General features: G+C 67.8%; 18 protein-coding genes and 1 pseudogene. 13 read left to right on the forward strand and 6 right to left on the reverse strand.

The window, feature by feature from the left end; translation table 11 throughout:
• Positions 1-144: 144 nt before the first annotated feature.
• The 8 genes and pseudogenes from IPM20_10345 to IPM20_10380 all read left to right on the forward strand — a co-directional run bounded on the left by IPM20_10345 (position 145) and on the right by IPM20_10380 (position 7779).
• Positions 145-1152 carry a class 1 fructose-bisphosphatase gene (locus IPM20_10345; protein MBK9132016.1) on the forward strand — a complete coding sequence of 336 codons (1008 nt, stop codon included), beginning with the start codon at positions 145-147 and terminating at the stop codon, positions 1150-1152.
• A 229-nt stretch (positions 1153-1381) separates the two neighbouring features.
• The gene (gene gcvT, locus IPM20_10350) at positions 1382-2479 is read left to right on the forward strand and encodes a glycine cleavage system aminomethyltransferase GcvT (protein MBK9132017.1); all 1098 of its coding nucleotides are present in this window, start codon (positions 1382-1384) and stop codon (positions 2477-2479) included.
• A 54-nt stretch (positions 2480-2533) separates the two neighbouring features.
• Positions 2534-2926, forward strand: a complete 393-nt coding sequence (gene gcvH / locus IPM20_10355; GenBank protein ID MBK9132018.1) for a glycine cleavage system protein GcvH — start codon at positions 2534-2536, stop codon at positions 2924-2926.
• A 93-nt stretch (positions 2927-3019) separates the two neighbouring features.
• Positions 3020-4380 (forward strand): annotated as a pseudogene (gene gcvPA, locus IPM20_10360) (aminomethyl-transferring glycine dehydrogenase subunit GcvPA).
• Positions 4381-4403: 23 nt separating this feature from the next.
• Positions 4404-4901, forward strand: a complete 498-nt coding sequence (gene tpx, locus IPM20_10365) for a thiol peroxidase (GenBank protein ID MBK9132019.1) — start codon at positions 4404-4406, stop codon at positions 4899-4901.
• 33 nt (positions 4902-4934) lie between these two features.
• Positions 4935-6401, forward strand: coding sequence for an aminomethyl-transferring glycine dehydrogenase subunit GcvPB (gcvPB, locus tag IPM20_10370; protein MBK9132020.1), 1467 nt, complete (start codon positions 4935-4937; stop codon positions 6399-6401).
• A gap of 4 nt (positions 6402-6405) precedes the next feature.
• A complete protein-coding gene (locus IPM20_10375; protein MBK9132021.1) occupies positions 6406-6768 on the forward strand; it encodes a diacylglycerol kinase in 363 nt (120 codons plus the stop codon).
• A gap of 78 nt (positions 6769-6846) precedes the next feature.
• The gene (locus IPM20_10380; protein ID MBK9132022.1) at positions 6847-7779 is read left to right on the forward strand and encodes a carbohydrate kinase family protein; all 933 of its coding nucleotides are present in this window, start codon (positions 6847-6849) and stop codon (positions 7777-7779) included.
• Between the two features lie 128 nt (positions 7780-7907).
• On the opposite strand, the gene IPM20_10385 is transcribed toward IPM20_10380, so the two are convergent.
• Positions 7908-9224, reverse strand: a complete 1317-nt coding sequence (locus tag IPM20_10385; protein ID MBK9132023.1) for a hypothetical protein — start codon at positions 9222-9224, stop codon at positions 7908-7910.
• A gap of 208 nt (positions 9225-9432) precedes the next feature.
• Here IPM20_10385 and IPM20_10390 point away from each other — a divergent pair, with 208 nt between their 5' ends.
• Complete coding sequence (locus IPM20_10390) at positions 9433-10062, forward strand: hypothetical protein (GenBank protein ID MBK9132024.1); 630 nt, start codon at positions 9433-9435, stop codon at positions 10060-10062.
• Positions 10063-10065: 3 nt separating this feature from the next.
• Here IPM20_10390 and IPM20_10395 read toward each other — a convergent pair whose 3' ends face one another.
• The 4 genes from IPM20_10395 to IPM20_10410 all read right to left on the reverse strand — a co-directional run bounded on the left by IPM20_10395 (position 10066) and on the right by IPM20_10410 (position 14268).
• Positions 10066-10497: a DUF2721 domain-containing protein gene (locus tag IPM20_10395; GenBank protein MBK9132025.1), complete on the reverse strand. Its 432-nt coding sequence runs from the start codon at positions 10495-10497 to the stop codon at positions 10066-10068.
• 20 nt (positions 10498-10517) lie between these two features.
• Positions 10518-11213: an SIMPL domain-containing protein gene (locus IPM20_10400; protein MBK9132026.1), complete on the reverse strand. Its 696-nt coding sequence runs from the start codon at positions 11211-11213 to the stop codon at positions 10518-10520.
• A 182-nt stretch (positions 11214-11395) separates the two neighbouring features.
• On the reverse strand, positions 11396-13480 hold the full coding sequence (locus tag IPM20_10405) for a thioredoxin domain-containing protein (protein MBK9132027.1): 2085 nt from the start codon (positions 13478-13480) through the stop codon (positions 11396-11398).
• Between the two features lie 161 nt (positions 13481-13641).
• Complete coding sequence (locus IPM20_10410) at positions 13642-14268, reverse strand: NAAT family transporter (protein MBK9132028.1); 627 nt, start codon at positions 14266-14268, stop codon at positions 13642-13644.
• A gap of 198 nt (positions 14269-14466) precedes the next feature.
• On the opposite strand from IPM20_10410, the gene IPM20_10415 reads away from it, so the two are divergent.
• Together IPM20_10415 and IPM20_10420 are read left to right on the forward strand one after the other, a co-directional pair.
• The gene (locus IPM20_10415) at positions 14467-15798 is read left to right on the forward strand and encodes an AAA family ATPase (protein ID MBK9132029.1); all 1332 of its coding nucleotides are present in this window, start codon (positions 14467-14469) and stop codon (positions 15796-15798) included.
• Positions 15795-16112 (forward strand): SPOR domain-containing protein, encoded by a 318-nt coding sequence (locus IPM20_10420; protein MBK9132030.1) that lies wholly within the window; start codon positions 15795-15797, stop codon positions 16110-16112. The genes IPM20_10415 and IPM20_10420 overlap by 4 nt, the downstream gene beginning before the upstream one ends.
• A 7-nt stretch (positions 16113-16119) precedes the next feature.
• On the opposite strand, the gene IPM20_10425 is transcribed toward IPM20_10420, so the two are convergent.
• On the reverse strand, positions 16120-16986 hold the full coding sequence (locus IPM20_10425; protein MBK9132031.1) for a phosphoribulokinase: 867 nt from the start codon (positions 16984-16986) through the stop codon (positions 16120-16122).
• 370 nt (positions 16987-17356) lie between these two features.
• Between IPM20_10425 and IPM20_10430 the strand changes: the two genes are divergently transcribed.
• On the forward strand, positions 17357-17869 hold the full coding sequence (locus IPM20_10430; protein ID MBK9132032.1) for a hypothetical protein: 513 nt from the start codon (positions 17357-17359) through the stop codon (positions 17867-17869).
• 206 nt (positions 17870-18075) lie between these two features.
• A complete protein-coding gene (locus IPM20_10435) occupies positions 18076-18675 on the forward strand; it encodes a hypothetical protein (protein ID MBK9132033.1) in 600 nt (199 codons plus the stop codon).
• Positions 18676-18688: the final 13 nt, after the last annotated feature.

The raw sequence follows: 18688 nt of genomic DNA on the forward strand, positions 1-18688 counted from the left end.
GTCCGGCCGGGTATCCGGTTTATTTTGCGGGCAAATACTAGCATAATATCCGGCTCTTCAGGCGCGGATTCCCGCCCCGGAACGCGGCGGGCGCCGGCGTCCGGCGGGACCGGCACCGAATCACTGCGTAAGGGGTAACGACACATGCAACTCGGCGAGACGATTACACAATTCATCACCCAGGAACAGCGGCGCGTGGGCGGGACCGGCGATTTCACCGCCGTGCTCAACGATACCCTGACGGCGTGCAAGGCGATCGCCAACGCGGTGAACAAGGGCGCACTGGTCGGCGTGCTCGGCAGCGCCGAGAAGGAGAACGTGCAGGGCGAGACCCAGAAGAAGCTCGACGTCATCTCCAATATGATGATGATCAAGAGCAACGAGTGGGGCGGCCATCTCGCCGGCATGGCCTCGGAGGAGATGGACGACGTCTATCCGATCCCGGACGGCTATCCGGTCGGCAAGTACCTGCTGGTGTTTGACCCCCTGGACGGCTCCTCCAACATCGACGTCAACATCTCGGTCGGCACGATCTTCTCGATCCTGCGCTGTCCGGAGGGCGTGAGCAAGCCGACGGCGAAGGACTTCCTCCAGCCGGGCACGCGCCAGGTCTGCGCCGGCTATGCCCTGTACGGGCCCGCCACCATGCTGGTGATGACCACCGGCCAGGGCGTCAACGGTTTCACGCTCGACCGCAACGTCGGCGAGTTCATCCTCACCCACACCAATATGCGCATCCCGGAGAGCACGCGGGAGTTCGCCATCAATGCCTCCAACGGCCGTTTCTGGGAGCCGCCGGTCAAGCGCTACATCGACGAATGCCTGGCCGGCAAGGAAGGCCCGCGCAAGGAGAACTTCAACATGCGCTGGGTCGCCTCCATGGTGGCCGAGGTGCACCGCATCCTGACCCGCGGCGGCATCTTCCTGTATCCGAAGGACACCAAGGATCCGGGCAAGGAAGGCCGCCTGCGCCTGATGTACGAGGCCAACCCGATGTCCTTCATCGTCGAGCAGGCCGGCGGCGTCAGCACCACCGGCCGCGCGCGCATCATGGATATCCAGCCGCGCGACCTGCACCAGCGCGTCCCGGTCATCCTCGGCTCCCGCCAGGAAGTCGAGCGCGTGGCCTCCTACCACAAAGAGATGTCCTGAATCCCGCCGCCTCCCGCGTGGGCCGGCGCGAACCGTCGGCCCGCGGCGGGAGGGGCCTTCACCCCCAGAAAAATTCCGGTCATCGCCGCGCCGCGGGGTACAGGTTTCGCGCGTATTTCCTCGCGGCGGGCGCTTTGTCGGAACGGGCAGTCCGGGTATAGTATGATTTCTTTGAAACGCGCGCGGGACGGTTGGGGCCGCGCGGTATCCAGCAAGCGAAGCCATCTCCATGGGTCACAGGACGCCTCTCTATAACGAGCACGTGCGGCACGGCGCGAAGATCGTCGATTTCGCCGGCTGGGACATGCCCTTGCACTACGGATCCCAGCTCGAGGAACATCGCCAGGTGCGCACCGACGCGGGCATGTTCGACGTCTCGCACATGACCGTCAGCGACGTCGGCGGCGCGCGCGCGCTCGATTTCCTGCGCCACATGTTCGCCAACGACGTGGCGCGGCTGGACGCCGGCAAGGCGCTCTACACCTGCATGCTGAACGAGAGCGGCGGCGTCATCGACGACCTCATCGTCTATCGCCTGAACACGCAGCACTTCCGCCTCATCACCAACGCCGCCACGCGCGACAAGGATCTGGCCTGGCTGATGCGTCACGCCGCCGACTTCGGCGTGACATTGGACGCGCACAAGGACTATGCCCTGATCGCCGTGCAGGGTCCGCAGGCGCGCGACAAGGTGCACGCCGTGTTGAAGGATGAGACCGCGCGCGCCGCGGTCGCGGGGCTCGGGGTATTTCGTTCGACCCAGATCGGGGCGGTGTTCGTCTCGCGCACCGGTTACACCGGCGAGGACGGCTACGAGATCCTGGTGCCCGCCGCGCAGGCGCCGGCGTTCTGGGCCTCGCTGCACGCGGCTGGCGTCCGGCCCATCGGGCTCGGCGCGCGCGACACGCTGCGGCTGGAGGCCGGCATGGCGCTCTACGGCTCGGACATGGACGAGGCGGTTTCACCGCTGGAATGCGGGCTGACCTGGACCGTGGCCTGGAATCCGCCCGAGCGCGATTTCATCGGACGCGCCGTCCTCGAGGCGCAGCGCGCGCATCCGCCGCGCAAGATGATCGGCCTGGTGCTGCGCGAGGGCGGCGTGCTGCGCGCCCACCAGCAGGTCTACGCCGGCGACCGCGCGGTCGGCGAGATCACCAGCGGCAGTTTCTCGCCGTTCCTGCAATGCTCCGTCGCGCTCGCGCGCGTGGACGGCAATACCACGGGCGAGTGCGCGGTGGACGTGCGCGGCCGCCGCCTGCCCGTACGGGTGGTGACGCCGCCCTTCGTGCGTCACGGCAAGAGCTGCATCGATGGGCTCCAGGCATGACGCAGAAGACAGTTTCCGGATTGTGTAGCAGCAGATAAACAAGAGGTTGGTCTCATGAGTGAAATACCCGCGGAATTGAAATACACCAAGACCCACGAGTGGGTCGAGGACGAGGGCGACGGCACGGTCAAGATCGGCATCACCGACCACGCCCAGGACCTGCTCGGCGACATGGTGTTCGTCGAGCTGCCCGAGGTCGGCAGTGCGGTAACGGCGGGGCAGGAGTGCGCCGTGGTCGAGTCCGTGAAGGCGGCCTCCGACGTCTACAGCCCGGTCGCCGGCGAGGTGGTCGAGGTGAATGAGCTGCTGGCGGACAACCCGGATCTGGTCAACAAGGACCCCTACGGCGAAGGCTGGATCATGCGTATTCAGCTCGACGGCGACCTCGGCGCGAACCTGCTTGATGCCGAGGATTACGGCGCGTTCATTACCGAGGAAGAAGAATAAGGCCATACCGGCCCGGACGCGCGTGTGCGCGTCCGGGCCGGACCGTCCGGTTTTCCCGGCGTTCCATACCGACAGTCACTTCTCAGGATATCTATGCCATTCATTCCGCATACGGAAAGCGAGACCGCCGCCATGCTCGAGGCCATCGGCATCGGCACGATCGACGCCCTGTTCGACGAGATCCCGGCCGGATTGCGCGCGCCCGACATCGCGGCGGTTCCGCCCGGTCTGAATGAGATGGCGACGGCGCGCCTGCTGTCCGAGCGCGCCGCGGCCAACGGCGCGCCGCTCTGCTTCATCGGCGCCGGCGCCTACGAGCATCATATTCCGGCCGCGGTGTGGGAGATCGCCACGCGCGGCGAGTTCTACTCCGCCTACACGCCGTACCAGGCGGAGGCGAGCCAGGGCACGCTGCAGCTGCTGTACGAATACCAGACCATGATGACCGGGCTGACCGCGCTCGACGTCTCCAACGCCTCGCTCTACGACGGCGCCTCGGCGCTGGCCGAGGCGGTGCTGATGGCGGTGCGGGCGAATCGCCGCGCGCACTCGAAGCGCGTGCTGATCCCGCGCACGGTGCATCCGGACTATCGCCGCGTGGTGCAGGCCATCGTGTCCAACCAGGGCATCGTCATCGAAACCCTCGATTTCGACGCCCGCAGCGGCGCGATCGATCCCGCCGCGCTGCCGGCGAATCCCGGCGACTTCGCCGCGCTGGTGGTCCCGCAGCCGAACTTCTTCGGCGTGCTGGAAGAGGCCGACGCGCTGTGCGACTGGGCGCACGCGCACGGCGCGCTGGTGATCGCCCTGAACAACCCGATGTCGCTCGCCCTGCTCAAGCCGCCGGGCGCCTGGGGCGCGCAGGGTGCCGACATCGCCTGCGGCGAAGGCCAGCCGCTCGGCGTGCCGCTCGCCTCGGGCGGGCCGTATTTCGGTTTCATGTGCTGCAAATCGGAGCACGTGCGGCAGATGCCGGGCCGCATCATCGGGCGCACCGTCGATCTCGACGGCAAGCCCGGCTTCGCGCTGACCCTGCAGGCGCGCGAGCAGCATATCCGCCGCTCCAAGGCGACCTCGAACATCTGCACCAACCAGGGCCTGCTGGTCACCGCGGCCACCATATTCATGTCCTTGCTGGGCGCCGAGGACTGCGCCGCGTCGCGAGCGCCTCGCACGCGAACACGCGCCGTCTGCGTGACGCGCTGTGCGCGATCAAGGGCGTCACGCCCGTGTTCACGCGGCCGTTCTTCCACGAAGCCGTGCTGCGCTTCGATGCCGACGTGGACACGGTGCTCGCGCGTCTGGCGGAGGACGGCATCCTGGGCGGTTACAGTCTGAAGCGCGACTATCCGGAGCTCGGCGAAGCCCTGCTGGTGTGCGCCACCGAGACCAAGTCGCCCGAGGATCTGCAGCGTTACGCGGAGGCCTGCGCGCGGGCGTTCGCCCGGGGCTGAGCCGACGGCGGGAGGAGGGGACCATGGCGACCGTGACCTTGAAAGGATCCGAAGTGCATACCAGCGGCGAGTTGCCGGCGCGGGACAGTCGCGCGCCGGAGTTCACGCTGACCGACACCGCGCTGCGCGACCGCTCGCTGGCGGAGTTCGCCGGCAAGAAGAAGCTGCTCTACATCTTTCCCAGCATCGACACCTCGGTGTGCGCGGCCTCGACGCGGCGCTTCAACGAACTGGCCACCGGCAACAATGCCGTGCTGCTGATGATCTCGGCGGATCTCCCCTTCGCGCACAAGCGCTTCTGCGATGCCGAGGATCTCAAGAACATCACCACGCTCTCGCTGATGCGCTCGCGCAAGTTCGCCGAGGATTACGGCGTGCTGATTACGGACGGACCGCTGGCGGGCGTGACCGCGCGCGCGGTGCTGGTGCTGGACGAGGAGAATCGCGTCCTGTACACCGAACTCGTGCCCGAGATCGCCCAGCATCCCGATTACGACAAGGCGGTCGCGGCCCTGCGCTGAGCGCGGAATTCCCACCCAACCACGAAGACGACCATGAACCTGATATTCGAACACTCCGCCCCCGCGCGCCGCGCCGCGCTGCAGGCGCCGGCGGCGGACCCCGCGGCCGTCACCGACATCCCCGCCGCGCTGCTGCGCACCGAGCCGCCGCTGTTGCCCGAGGTGTCCGAACTGCAGGTGGTGCGCCACTACACCCGGCTGTCGCAGAAGAACTTCTCCATCGACACGCATTTCTACCCGCTCGGCTCCTGCACCATGAAGTACAACCCGCGCGCCTGCAACACGCTGGCCAGCCTGCCGGGCTTCCTGCGCCGGCACCCGCACGCGCCGGAACGCTTCAGCCAGGGCTTCCTCGCCTGCATGCACGAGCTGCAGGAGATGCTGAAGGAGGTGACCGGCATGCGCGCGGTGTCGCTGACGCCGATGGCGGGATCGCAGGGCGAGTTCGCCGGCGTCGCCATGATCCGCGCCTATCACACCGCGCGCGGCGATCTCGCCCGCGACGAGATCCTGGTGCCGGACGCCGCGCATGGCACCAATCCCGCCACCGCCGTGATGTGCGGCTACAAGGCGCGCGAGATCCCGACCAACGCCGAGGGTGACGTCGACATCGAGGCGCTGCGCGCGGCGGTCGGTCCGCGCACCGCGGGCCTGATGCTCACCAACCCGTCCACGCTCGGCGTGTTCGAGCGCCGCATCAAGGAGATCGCCGGCATCGTCCACGCCGCGGGCGGACTGCTGTACTACGACGGCGCCAACCTGAACGCGATCCTGGGCAAGGTGCGTCCGGGCGATATGGGATTCGACGTCATCCACCTCAACCTGCACAAGACCTTTTCCACGCCGCACGGCGGCGGCGGACCCGGCGCGGGTCCGGTCGGCGTGGGCGAGAAGCTGAAACCGTTTCTGCCGGTGCCGATGGTGGGGCTCACGAACGGCCGCTACCACTGGATCACCGAACAGGACTGTCCGCAGACCATCGGCCGCCTGTCCGCCTTCGCCGGCAACGCCGGCATCCTGATGCGCGCCTATATCTACGCGCGCCTGCTCGGCCGCGAGGGCATGAAGCGGGTCGCGGAGTACGCCACGCTGAACGCCAATTACATGGCCGTGCGCCTGCGCGAACGCGGTTTCGAGCTGGCCTTCCCGCAGCGCCGCGCCACCCACGAATTCATCGTCACCCTGCGGCGCGAGGCCAAGACATTGCACGTCAGTGCGATGGACTTCGCCAAGCGTCTGCTCGATTACGGCTTCCATGCGCCGACCACCTATTTTCCGCTGCTGGTGCCCGAGTGCCTGCTCATCGAGCCGACGGAGAGCGAGGACAAGGCCACGCTGGATGCCTTCATCGATGCCCTGAGCGATATCCGCGCCGAGGCGGAGGCGACGCCGGACACGGTGACGGGCGCCCCGCACACCATGCCGGTGCGGCGTCTCGACGACGTGCGCGCCGCGCGCGAGCTCGATCTCGCCTGGAAACCGGTCGGCGGGAAGCGCTGAGTTTATGGGCAAACGCGGCTACACCGGGCTCACGCGCCTGTTCCATGCCACCGGCTTTTCCTTCAAGGGGCTGGTGGCGGCCTGGCGTTTCGAATCGGCCTTCCGCCAGGAGGTCGCGCTGTTCATCATTACCACGCCGCTCGCGTGGTGGCTGGGCGACACCGGCGTCGAGCGTGCCCTGCTGATCGGCAGCGTGCTGCTGGTGCTGGTGGTGGAGCTGCTCAATTCCGCGGTCGAGGCCGCGATCGATCGCATCAGCGACGAGGAACACGCCCTCTCGGGCCGCGCCAAGGACATCGGCTCCGCCGCGGTGTTCGTGGCGCTGGCGCTGGCCGCTGTGGTGTGGGCGCTGGTTTTGCTAGACTAGGCCCGGTTACCGCGCCAGGCGCCTCCCCGGCGCCGGATTGAATACAAGCCGATTCCAAACACTGCAAGGATAACGACCATGACGGCACTGATCTGCGGTTCCTTCGCCTACGATTCCATCATGATCTTTCCGGACCGCTTCAAGAACCACATCCTGCCGGACAAGATCCACATGCTGAACGTGTCGTTCATGGTGCCGCAGATGCGGCGCGAGTTCGGCGGCTGCGCCGGCAACATCGCCTACAACCTGAAGCTGCTCGGCGGCGACGGCCTGCCGATGGGCACCGTCGGCAAGGACTTCGAGCCCTACGCGCGCTGGATGGACCGCAACGGCATCAGCCGCGCGCTGATCCGCGAGTTCCCCGACAGCTTCACGGCCCAGGCCTACATCACCACCGACCTCGACGACAACCAGATCACCGCGTTCCACCCGGGGGCGATGGGGCTCGCGCACGAGAACCGCGTCCCGCTCGACCGCGGCATCACGCTCGGCATCGTGTCGCCCGACGGCCGCGACGGCATGCTGCAGCACGCCGAGCAGTTCTTCGAGGCGGGTATCCCGTTCATCTTCGATCCCGGCCAGGGGCTGCCGATGTTCAACGGCGACGATCTGCGCAATTTCCTGCGCATGGCCACCTACCTGACGGTCAACGACTACGAGGCGCAGCTGGTGCAGGAGCGCACCGGCCTGTCGCCGCACGAGATGTCCGAGCAGGTGAAGGCGGTGTTCATCACGCGCGGCGCCAAGGGCTCGCGCATCTACACCGAACAGAAGGAAATCGAGATTCCGCCGGTCAAGCCCTCCGGCGTGGTCGATCCCACCGGCTGCGGCGATGCCTATCGCGCCGGGCTGATCCACGGCCTGATGCTGGGCCGCGATCTGGCCACCGCCGCGCGCATCGCCTCGCTGATGGGCACCATCAAGATCGAGCACCCGGGCACGCAGAACCACCGCTTCACGCCGGAGGAATTCGCGTCGCGTTACCGCGCCGCCTTCGGCACTTCACTCTAGAGATTCGACAGATCGTCGCCCGGGCTTCGCACGGCGAAGCCCGGCATCATCAGCCGCGCCATCCCGCCGGAATTCGCTCCATTCGGCCCTGGGTGCATTTATGCGAGCCGGATGGAGATGCCAGGTCCTTATTCGGCCCGCTCGGTCCGCTCGACGAACAGGATCGAGTCGAAGTCGCGGTCGAGCGCGCGACTGTGGAAGTTGCCCATCAGCGTGCCGCGGCCGTAACGGATGCGTTCGCCGACGCGGTAGTCGCTGCGCTCGGTTGCCAGCCACTGTTCCTCCGTGCCGTCGGCCACCCGGATGTAGCTGTACGCCTCCGTGTGCAGGATCTCCCGCACCTCGCCCGCGTTGGGCAGGCCGGCCGCGCGGGTTCGCTCGGCGTGCGCGGCCTCGCGTTGTGCCGCGGCGGCGGCCGCTTCCTCCGGAGTCGCCTGATAGCCGATGTCGCCGTCCGCGTTGAACTCCGCGACCTCGACCGTGCGGTAATATCCGTCGCGGTTGGTGCCGCCGACGATGTAGACGCGGCCGTCCCGCGTCACGGCGCCGAAGTTGGCGCGCGGCGAGGACAGCGCGGTCGTCGCCTGCCACGGCGCGAGTGAGCCGTCGGGCAGGATCCGGCTCGATTCGATCGAATCGCTGTAGCGCGCCCCGTCGAGTCCGCCCAGCGCATAGAGGCGATCGCCGTGGCCGAACGCCGCGAGGCCGTAACGTCCGGCGCCCATGGCGGCGGTGCGCTTCCAGACCGGCGCCCCCGTGCCGCCGACCTGTGCATATTCGACCGCGGTGAGACCGCGGCCCTCGCTTTCATCGTGGCCGCCGAATACGTAGAGCACGTCGCCGTGCGCCTTCGCCGCATTGACGTAGCGCGGCATCGTCATGCGCCCCGGTTCCAGCGTGAACGGCCCCAGCCCGCCGGCGCGGAACTCCGCCCGCTCGACCGAATCCAGCAGCGCGCCGCCGAAGCCGCCGAGGGCGAAGAGCGCATCCCCGACGACCGCGAGCTTCACGCAGCGGCGCGGCAGGTTCAGCGTGACGGGCAGGGCCTCCCAGGGCCCGAGCCGGCCATCGGCGCGCAGCGGCGCGCGTTCGACGGAGGCGAGCAGATGTTCGCCGTTCGGGCCGTTGCCGCCGCCCGCCGCGTAGAGGTAGCCGTCGTGCACGACGGCGTCGAAGAAGCCGCGCGCCTCGCGGAGCGGGGCGGTCAGGTTCCATGCGCCGAGCGTGCCGTCGGGGCGGATGGGCGCATACTCGACGGTCTTCAGGAAGTTGCGCCCGTCGACGCCGCCGAGCGCATAGACAGTGCCGTTGACCTCGATCACCGCCGCACCCGCCCGCGCCGTGGTCATCGGCGTGGTGGTGCGCCAGCCGGGCACCCACACCGGGTCCGCGGCGGCGGCGGGCAGGGCGATCAGCAGGAGCAGCAGATACGGCAGCAGGGGCATGATGGCGAACGCGGGCGACGGGGGCCCAGCATAGCAGAGGGGCGCGGCGGCTGTCGTCCCGGCGCCGTCGTGACGGGCGGCGCCGGCCGATAATATGCCAGGGTTCTCAGGCGGGGTGCACCCGGCTGGGATAGAATGGGTCCCCGGGACGGGATTTGCATAGCGAGGTGTCGTCGTGGGCAGGTTCATACGATACGGATGGTTCACAGTGCTGGTCCTGCTGTTCGGGCTGGCCGTGCTGTTTTCCTCCTGGTACTACACCTTCCATCGCCTGACGTTCGAGTCGCTCATCGCCGAACTCACCTTCGAACCGCTGGGCGCGCAGGTGTACCAGGCGAGCCTGGCCACCGGCGACCGCTGCAGCGTGCGCACCTTCGAGCTGTACGGCGACCAGTGGCGCATCGACAGCCAGTTCGTGAAATGGAAGCCGCTCGGCACCCTGATCGGCCTCGATCCGCTGTACCGGCTCGAACGCATCGAGGGACGCTACAAACTGGTCGAGGAACAGAACCGGCGCACCAAGCTGTCCTATGCGCTCAAGGACGAGGGTGCGGTCGATCTGGTGCGCTTCACCGAGATCCTCGGGCCGTTCAACTTCCTGTTCGACGCGAGTTACGGCAGCTCGACCTACAGCACGATGGATCCGGACTACGTCTACAAGGTGTACCAGACCAATACCGGCATCATCACGCGGGTGGAAAAGCGCGCGGCGCCCGTCAGCACCCAGAACACCGCCACCCTGTCGATCGAAATCAACAAGGCCTGCGGCGAACAGCCGAGCTTCTGGCGCGCGCTGGCCCTGTGGGTGAACGAGAAGCTGTCCGCGCGCCCGTCCTGACCTTCAGCTACTGATGCGCAGGCGGGCCGTCGACAGCAGGATCTCGCGCATCAGCAGGAGCAGCGCCGAGATCAGGCACAGCATCGCGCCGATGAACAGCAGCGCGATCGGGGCCGACATGCTGAGCGCGACGAAGGAACCGAGGAACAGCACCGCGATCACTACGCAGACCAGCAGGGCGCTGGCGGTGCACAGGGCGATCGCGCGGTTGATCAGCCGCGCGCGCCGGGCCAGCAGGCCGAGCTCGTCGCGCAGTTCGGCGCGCCGCGGTTCCGCGCTGGCGGGGAGCTGTTCCTGCAGCTTGCGGCTGCGGTCGATGATGCGCCCGATGCGGTTGGTGAGGACGCCGAGCAGCCCGCCGATCCCGGCGAGCAGAAAGACGGGTGCGACGGCGAGCTGGATCGCATGCGCGATGTTCGTGACCGGGGCATCCATGGCCGTGCCCTCCGCGCGCCTCAGCGCCGCAGCTGGATCACCGCGTAGACGCCCACGCTGAGCCGGCTGGTACCGGCCTCGCTTGCGACCGCGGCGTCTTCCGTCTTCAGCATCCGCGCCATGGACTGCACCGGCATCGGCGGCATGCCGGCGTCGTCCTGCAATTGCAGGCGCACGATGTCGTATCCGGAGGCGCCGAGGCGTTGCGCGATCGCCTGCGCGCGCTCCCGGAAATTGTCCAGCGCCTCCTGGGTCAGCGCCTGTTCGATGCGGGCGCGCTGCTGCTCCGACACGCCGAAGGTCATCGAGCGCACCTGCAGGCGTTCCTGCAGCCGGCCGACCAGGCCGTTCAGCATCGCATTCTGCTCGCTCTCCAGGATCAGTTCCTGCGCCGCGCGCCAGCGCACGATGCGCTGCTGATCGTAGACCGGGAAGGTGTGGTAGGCGCCGCTGCGGCTGCGCACACCGGCCTCGGCGCGCGCCGCCTTCAGGGCCCAGTCCATGGCGCGGTTGATCTCATCCGCCAGCCGCGCGGGGTCCGCGTTCTCCTTTTCCACCGCGAGCACGACGCGCGTGAGGTCGTTGTCGACCTCGCGTGCCGCCTGGGTCTGGAATTCGACGCGGTCGAGCGCGGTATCGGATTCGTCCGCGCGCGCGGCGCCGAGTATGACCAGGGCGGAGAGCAGGGGCAGCCACAGCGATCGGGTCAGGGTCATGTTTCGTTCTCGCTCACGATGTCACGATGAAAGCGCGGCGATACCGCGCCGGGTGACGCTAACATACACCGAAACTCGCGGCCGTGAAATTTGGGGACAGATTTATTTTCCTCGCGCGACCAGACCAGGAAAAACAACGGCTTGGCAGAAAATAAATCTGTCCCCGATGGATGGTCCGGGGTTCAATCCAGCTCCTGCAGGCGGGCGAGCAGTTCCTGCGGGTTCCCGGCCGGCGCCGAGCAGCTCGTCCCGCGGCAGACGTAGGCGACGGCGCCGCGGTCTCCGGCGCGACGCGTGCCGAGTACCCCCGGCAGGTCTCCGGCGTCGTCCGGTATGGCGAAGGCGAGCAGGGCCGGTTCCCCGGTGGAGCGCGCGATGCGCAGCCACTCGCGGCCTTCCTCCGCGCCGGCGCGGATCAGCACCAGCGGCGGCGGCCGGAGGTATTCTTCCAGCGCGTCGAGCATGGCGTTGTGCGCATAGGGCAGCTCCGCCAGCTGCGGCCACGCGGCGCGCAGGGTACGCTCCGCCGCATCCAGATAACGCGTCTCGCCGAGCAGGTGGCCCAGCCGTCCCAGCGCGCGTGCGGCGATGGCATTGCCGGCGGGCAGGGCATCGTCGCCGAAGGGCTTGGGACGGTGGATCAGCGTCTCGTGGTCGTGCGCGGTGAAGAAGAAGCCGCCGTCTTCGTGGTCCTCGAAGCGTGTGAGCAGCGCCTCGGCGAGCTGCAGGGCGAATTCCAGGTCCTCGTTGCGCCAGCGCGCCTGCAGCAGTTCGAGCAGGGCATCGAGCAGGAAGGCGTAATCGTCCAGATAGGCGCGCAGGTGCGCGCGGCCGTCACGCCAGGTCGCCAGCAGCCGGCCGTCGGTCCACACATGGTCGCGCAGGAAGGCGAGGGCGCGCTCGGCGGAATCGAGCAGGCGCGGCTCCTCGAGCAGCCGCGCCGCGATCGCCATGCCGCGGATCATCAGCGCGTTCCACGCGGTCAGGATCTTGTCGTCGCAGCCGGGACGCACGCGCGCCTCGCGCGCCGTCCGCAGCTTCGCGCGCGCGGCGTCCAGCCTTCTTCGCACCGTTTGCTCGGGCTCGCCGCGCGCCCGCGCGATCTCGGTCACCGTCGACGTGACGCGCAGATGCCAGTGGCCTTCGAAGTTCGCCTCGCGGTCGAGCCCGAAGCGCGGCGCGAACACCTCGTACTCGGCGTCGTCGAGCCGGGCACGGATCTCGTCGCGCGACCAGACGTAGAACTTTCCTTCCTCGCCTTCGCTGTCGGCATCGAGCGCCGAGTAATAACCGCCGGCGGGCGCCTGCATCTCGCGTATGACCCAGTCCGCCGTCTCCAGTGCGGTGCGCCGGAACAGGGGAGTGCCGATGGCGCGCCAGGCCTCGGCGTAGAGCGGGAGCAGTTGCGCGTTGTCGTAGAGCATCTTCTCGAAGTGCGGGATCATCCACAGCCCGTCCACCGAGTAGCGGCAGAAGCCGCCGCCGAGATGGTCGTAGATGCCGCCGCGCGCCATCTTTTCCAGCGTGAACACCGCCATGTGCAGCGCCTGTTCGTCCGGCCTGCCGTCCTGCCGGGTGGCGGCCCAGTGGCGCAGCAGGCGCGCGATGTTGGGCGGATGCGGGAACTTGGGCGCCTGGCCGAAGCCACCCTGCCCGGGATCGAAGCTGTGGCCGAGCTGGTGGCGCGCCATGTCGAGGACCGAAGGTTCGAGCGTCGCCGCGTGGTCGGCCGGCGCGCGCGTGCCCAGGGACGCGAACGCCGTCATCAGCTCGGCGTTCTGCGCCTCGAGGTCCGTGCGGTGTTCGCGGTAGAACGCGGCGACGCGTTCCAGGATCTCGCTGAAGGCGGGCATTCCGTAGCGCGGCAAGGGCGGGAAATAGGTGCCGCCGAAGAAGGGGACCAGGCTGACCGGGGCCAGGAACATGGTCAGCGGCCAGCCGCCGGAGCGGCGCGCCAGCATCTGGTGCGCGAGCTGGTAGATCTTGTCGAGATCCGGCCGTTCCTCGCGGTCGACCTTGATGTTGACGAACAGCCGGTTCATCAGCGCGGCGGTGGCCGGATCCTCGAACGACTCGTGCGCCATCACATGGCACCAGTGACAGGCCGAGTAACCGATGGACAGCAGGATCGGCCGGTCCGCGCGCGCCGCAAGCGCGAGCGCCTCATCGCACCAGGGATACCACTCGACCGGATTATGGGCGTGCTGCAGCAGGTAGGGGCTGGTCTCGCCCGCGAGATGATTGCTAGCAGAGGCGTTCTCGCTCATGCCCTCACGCTAGCACGACCAAGCGCCAAAGTCTCGTCGCCGGGGACAGATTTATTTTCCGCTATTTTCTGCCAGCAGCGCGATTCCCGGCAGTACCCGGAAAATAAATCTGTCCCGGGTTTTGTACGGGTTTTGTAAATCTCGCGTTCCGCACGGCAGGTTCAGGTCTGGCCGGCCAGGCTCATGACCACGCCGTCCAGGATGTACTGCACGGCGAGCGCGGCGAGGATCAGACCCAGCAGGCGGCTCACGACGTTGGCGCCCGTTTCGCCCAGCAGACGCATCAGGTAGGGAGAGGCGAGCAGCGACAGCAGCGCCAGCAGCAACACCGCCAGCAGCACGGCCAGCATGCCGAGGAACTCGAGGCGGTTGCTCCACGAGGAGGCCATCAGCAGGACCGTGGTGAGGGACCCGGGGCCGGCGATGAGCGGAAACGCGAGCGGAAAGACCGCGATGCCGTTGCGGGTGGCCGCCTCCTTCTGTTCGCGCGTCGTGGTCGAACGCAGGCCGGAATGCCGCGCGAACACCATGTCGATCGCGAGCAGGAACAGCAGCGCCCCGCCGGCGATGCGAAACGCGGGCATGCCGATGCCGAGCACATGCAGCAGGGTGTCGCCGGTGAAGAAGAAGACCAACAGCATGGCGGCCGCGAGCGCGACGCTCTGCACGGCGGTGCGGCGCTGCTGGGCGCGGGTCTGGTTGCGGGCCAGCGCGAAGAACAGCGGCGCCAGCCCGATGGGGTCGATGACCACCAGCAGAACGACGAATGTGCTGAGCAGCAGATCCACGCGTCGCACTCTAGCACAAGGCACCGCGCGACGGCAGGTGGCCAGGCGCGCCGCGCGGGCGCTAGAATGGCGGGCGTCACCGATGCGGGTGACGTCGGCATTTTGTCCGGGCGGATTTTGGCTTACACTGCGGGCTGTCCGCGCCGGCCCCGCCTTGAAGCGAATATATAGAATGGATCATAAATCAGGATCGAAGCCATGAAAGGCATAGAGGCCTCCCGTTCGCGCCTTTCGCTCGTGGATACCGACCGCGCGGAGCAGACCGCCGCGACACCGGACTCCGCCACCACGCTGTCGCTGTTTTCCCCCGCCGTTCCCGACCGCTATTTCGAGACCCCCGCGCTGCGCGAGTGCCACGCCCGTGTCGCGCGCGCCGCGCTCGACAGCGATACCGTCGCCGTGGTGGAGGGCGAGCGCGGCTGCGGCAAGACCACTTTCGTGCGCATGCTGCAGCAGCGCGTCGGCCCGAGCCGGGAGCTGTGCTATATCGACGTGCGCATCCCGCAGGGCGAGCGTTATGTGTTCGATTGCCTGCGGCGCGCCTTCTGCGCGGACCCCGCCGCCGACATGCAGACCCTGCTCACGCAGCTGATCGAGCGCGGCCGCCGCGACACGGGTTGCCTGATCGTCGTCGACGATGCCGACAAGCTGTCGGTGTTCGGCCTGCGGTTTCTCTTTACGCTGAAGCGCGCGGTGGCGCAGGCGGGCAGCCGGCTCGGCATCGTGGTCACCATGAGCCCGGCGCGGCTGGATGCCATACTGAAGCTGCCGTCGTTCGCGCCCTATCAGGCGCGCGGCCTGACCCGGGTCGGTCTCCCGCATTTTTCCGCGCAGGAGACGGCGGACTACCTGCGCGCGCGCATCGAAGGCGCCGGCATGGCCGAGGCGATCAGCTTCGACGAGACGCAGGTGGAGCGTATCCACCGCGCCTCGGGCGGCCTCCCGCAGCACATCAAGCGGGTCGCCGGGGAAATGCTGGACGGCGCCCGGCCGCGGCGTTACCTCAGCGCCCGGCGCCAGCAGCGTCTCGCGCAACTGCGCCAGATGCTGTTCCCCGTCGCCGCCGTCGTCGTGCCGATAACGGGCATCGGGCTGCTGCTCTATGCGATCTTCAAAAGTCCGGCGGACGACGCCATGGTGGCCCGGCTCATGTCGACCGCCGACGTCGAGGCCCCGGGCGTGGCCGTGCAGCTGCCGGAGGACGCCCTCGCGGCCGGCGCGGTGGACCGCGCGGACGTGACCGCGGAGCCGGCGCCCGTCGCAGCGCCTCCGCCCGCGCGGGAGACGGTGACCGCGCCGCCCGCTGCCGTTGCCGCGCTCGCCGCGGCGGGGCGGGGCGGGGGGGGGGGGCCGCGACCGAAGCGAAACCAGCACCGAGGCCGGAAACGAAGGCGGAGCCCAAACCCGAATCCAGGCCCGAACCCACGCCCGCACCGGAGGCGAAAGCGGAATCCAGACCCGAGCCCAAAGCGGAACCCAAAAAGGAGGCCGCACCGGAACCGCCGCCCGCCACACCGCCCCCGCGCGTGACGAATGAGACCGCGGCTCAAGACGGCAACGCCTGGCTGCGGGCACAGAACCCCGCGTATTACACGATACAGCTGGCCGGGGCGGACAAGCGCGAGGACGTGGACGAGTTCATCGCGCGCCACGCGCTACCCGGCAGGACGGTGGTGGTGGAGGTACAGCGCAGCGGGAAACCGTGGTACATGGTGTTGTACAACAGCTACCCGACCTGGGGCGAGGCGCGGCGGGAACTGGAGTCGCTCCCGCCGCAGGTCAGCCGCAACGATCCCTTCGCGCGCAGCTTCGGCTCGGTGCAGGCGATCGCGCCCGCGCCGTAGCGTCGCGTCAGGAACGTTTTCTTTCGATCAGTTCGTGAATGATCGGCTGCAGGATGATCTCCATGGCGAGACCCATCTTGCCGCCCGGCACGACGATGGTGTTGGGGCGCGCCATCCACGAATCCTTGATCATCGACAGGTAGTACGGGAAGTCGTGCTTCTCCGGGTACCGGAAGCGGATCACCACCAGGCTCTCGTCCGGCGTCGGGATGTCGCGCGCGATGAACGGATTGGAGGTGTCGACCACCGGCACGCGCTGGAAGTTGATGTCGGTGCGCGAGAACTGCGGGGTGATCGTGTTGACGTAGTCCGGCATGCGGCGCAGGATCGTGTCGGTCACCGCCTCCGCCGAATAGCCGCGCGATGAAGTGTCGCGGTGGATCTTCTGGATCCACTCCAGGTTCACGATCGGCACCACGCCGATCAGCAGATCGACCCAGCGCGCGATGTCGACCTGGTCGTTCACCACGCCGCCGTGCAGGCCTTCATAGAACAGCAGGTCCGACCCGGACGCGATCTCCTCCCACGGCGTAAACGTGCCCGGGGACTGCTTGTAGGGCGCGGCCTCGACCTCGTCGTGGAGGTACTTGCGCACCTGGCCCTTGCCCGTCTCGCTGTAGTTGCGGAACAGTTCCTCGATCTTGTCGAACAGATTGGCCTCGGGCCCGAAGTGGCTCAGCGTCTCGCCGCGCTCATTGGCCGCCGCGACCGCCTTCTTCATCTCCTGGCGATCATAGCGGTGAAAGGCGTCTCCCTCGACGATCACCGACTTGACCCCCTGGCGGCGAAACAGGTGCTCGAAAGCGTTCTTCACCGTGGTGGTACCCGCGCCGGACGAACCGGTGACGGCGATGACGGGATGTTTCACTGACATGGCACAGCTCCTCGAATGTGAAAAATATTTATAAATTCAATTTATTGTCGTAGGGCCCCGTGAAGGCTCGCGGCGCTGTGCGTCGCGTCGGTCCGCCCGGCGGCAGGCGGCAAGCCGCGCCGGGTCTGGACGATCTACCGATGGAATGGCCGGGACGGATTCCCAAACTATGACAGACAGGTTACCTATTGGATCAAACCGGGGGGGAGTTGACAAGCATCCGGCGGGATTTTTTGCCGCTTTTGTCGGGAAATGGCCGCGCATTCACCCGCTTATCAACCCCCGCGCGCCGCCGCCGGACTTGTCACGCCGCGGGCGGGATGCGATTATCTGCGCCATGCGCGACGCCAGCGGAATCCCGGGAACCGCCGTGATCAGATCGGCCCTGACGGCTGCCGTCATGGCCCTGTTTCTGGCCGCGCTCGCGGCCTGCACCGCGAGCCGCCTGGAGTCGGGGCATCCGCTGGTCGCCGGCGGCGGGGAGGAGGAGGTCGCCCAGGTCTATTTCATCCGCCCGCGCACCGAGCGCTACCTCGGCGTGGCCGACAACGCGCTGAGGATCGAGGCCGACCGCGCGCCCTTGCTCGAGCTGGCCAAGGGCGAATACGCCCTGGTGCCGATGAAACCCGGCTCCGTCTGGATCACGGTGAATTCCGACACCTCCTGGGGGCCGTCGCACGACATCAAGGAAATGAGCACCAGCCAGGAATTCTCCTTCGCCGCGGGACGCACCTATTTCCTGACCCTGACCGCCGTCGACGGCGAGTTTCGCGGCGTGACCTACCGTCCGGAAAGCGTGGACCTGGATCGGGCGCGCGAGCTGGGCGCCACGCTGCAGCCCTCGGGCGCGGCGGCCCGCGGCGCACCGATCGACTCGCTCTGATTCCACGGGCCGCGGGCCCGCTGCCCCCCAGGTCTCCCCCGGGTGTTTCCATTTACCGACAGCCATCGTCGGAAGTGTGAACGACTTCACTAAACGCCTTCCCCGCTTTCTCTATCCTGTGTCTCATGGCCGCATGCCGCGCAAAGACGGCATCACCGGTCCGGTTCCCGAAACCTCGCCCGCAACGAAACGTGAAGGAGGTTGTGATGACCGCCCTTGCCCAAATACGCCCACTGGCGCACCTGATGCTCCCCGTGCTGTTCGCCCTGGCCTTGGTGCGCCCCGCCCACGCCGAAACCCTGTCCATGATCTGGGTCAACGCCGCCACCTCCCAGGCCTACGAAGTGACCGCGCCGGATGAGAGCCCGCTGCTGACCGTGAAGCAGCAGGTGATGAGCGACATCGGCCTGTCGGTCCTGCAGAGCCCGCTCTATGCCGTGGAGAAAAAGGTGGTGACCACGACGGCGGTGCGCGGTCAATACGATCCCGTCACCGGTCTGCCCCTGGTCATCACCACCGAGGAATACCTGTTGCTGAGCGAATCCGAGACGCTGCTGGATCTGGAGATCGCCTCCGGCGATACGCTGCGCCTGCGCCAGATCGCGTTCCCGGAGGACCCGGTCGCCGAGGACGATACCGGGGGCGACACCGGCGACGAGGTCGCCGACGGTTCCGGTTCCGCCGAGGATGCGGACGACGCCGAAGCGGTGAAATCCTGCCACCGCCGTCACTGCAACGACAAGCGCCATCACCACCACCGCCACGGCAAGCACCACAAGCACGGCGGCAAACACCGCTTCGGTTGATCGCGAGTCTTTC

It is taken from the genome of Gammaproteobacteria bacterium, assembly GCA_016716465.1.
Lineage (GTDB): Bacteria > Pseudomonadota > Gammaproteobacteria > SZUA-140 > SZUA-140 > JADJWH01.

What these genes read in the sequence shown, in the direction of transcription:
- IPM20_10345 (MBK9132016.1), top strand. Translation starts at nt 145, where the DNA reads ATGCAACTCGGCGAGACGATTACACAATTCATCACCCAGGAACAGCGG.
- IPM20_10380 (MBK9132022.1), top strand. Translation starts at nt 6,847, where the DNA reads ATGACGGCACTGATCTGCGGTTCCTTCGCCTACGATTCCATCATGATC.
- IPM20_10385 (MBK9132023.1), bottom strand. Translation starts at nt 9,224, where the DNA reads ATGCCCCTGCTGCCGTATCTGCTGCTCCTGCTGATCGCCCTGCCCGCC.
- tpx (MBK9132019.1), top strand. Translation starts at nt 4,404, where the DNA reads ATGGCGACCGTGACCTTGAAAGGATCCGAAGTGCATACCAGCGGCGAG.
- IPM20_10405 (MBK9132027.1), bottom strand. Translation starts at nt 13,480, where the DNA reads ATGAGCGAGAACGCCTCTGCTAGCAATCATCTCGCGGGCGAGACCAGC.
- gcvPB (MBK9132020.1), top strand. Translation starts at nt 4,935, where the DNA reads ATGAACCTGATATTCGAACACTCCGCCCCCGCGCGCCGCGCCGCGCTG.
- gcvT (MBK9132017.1), top strand. Translation starts at nt 1,382, where the DNA reads ATGGGTCACAGGACGCCTCTCTATAACGAGCACGTGCGGCACGGCGCG.
- gcvH (MBK9132018.1), top strand. Translation starts at nt 2,534, where the DNA reads ATGAGTGAAATACCCGCGGAATTGAAATACACCAAGACCCACGAGTGG.
- IPM20_10400 (MBK9132026.1), bottom strand. Translation starts at nt 11,213, where the DNA reads ATGACCCTGACCCGATCGCTGTGGCTGCCCCTGCTCTCCGCCCTGGTC.
- IPM20_10415 (MBK9132029.1), top strand. Translation starts at nt 14,467, where the DNA reads ATGAAAGGCATAGAGGCCTCCCGTTCGCGCCTTTCGCTCGTGGATACC.
- IPM20_10375 (MBK9132021.1), top strand. Translation starts at nt 6,406, where the DNA reads ATGGGCAAACGCGGCTACACCGGGCTCACGCGCCTGTTCCATGCCACC.
- IPM20_10425 (MBK9132031.1), bottom strand. Translation starts at nt 16,986, where the DNA reads ATGTCAGTGAAACATCCCGTCATCGCCGTCACCGGTTCGTCCGGCGCG.
- IPM20_10395 (MBK9132025.1), bottom strand. Translation starts at nt 10,497, where the DNA reads ATGGATGCCCCGGTCACGAACATCGCGCATGCGATCCAGCTCGCCGTC.
- IPM20_10435 (MBK9132033.1), top strand. Translation starts at nt 18,076, where the DNA reads ATGACCGCCCTTGCCCAAATACGCCCACTGGCGCACCTGATGCTCCCC.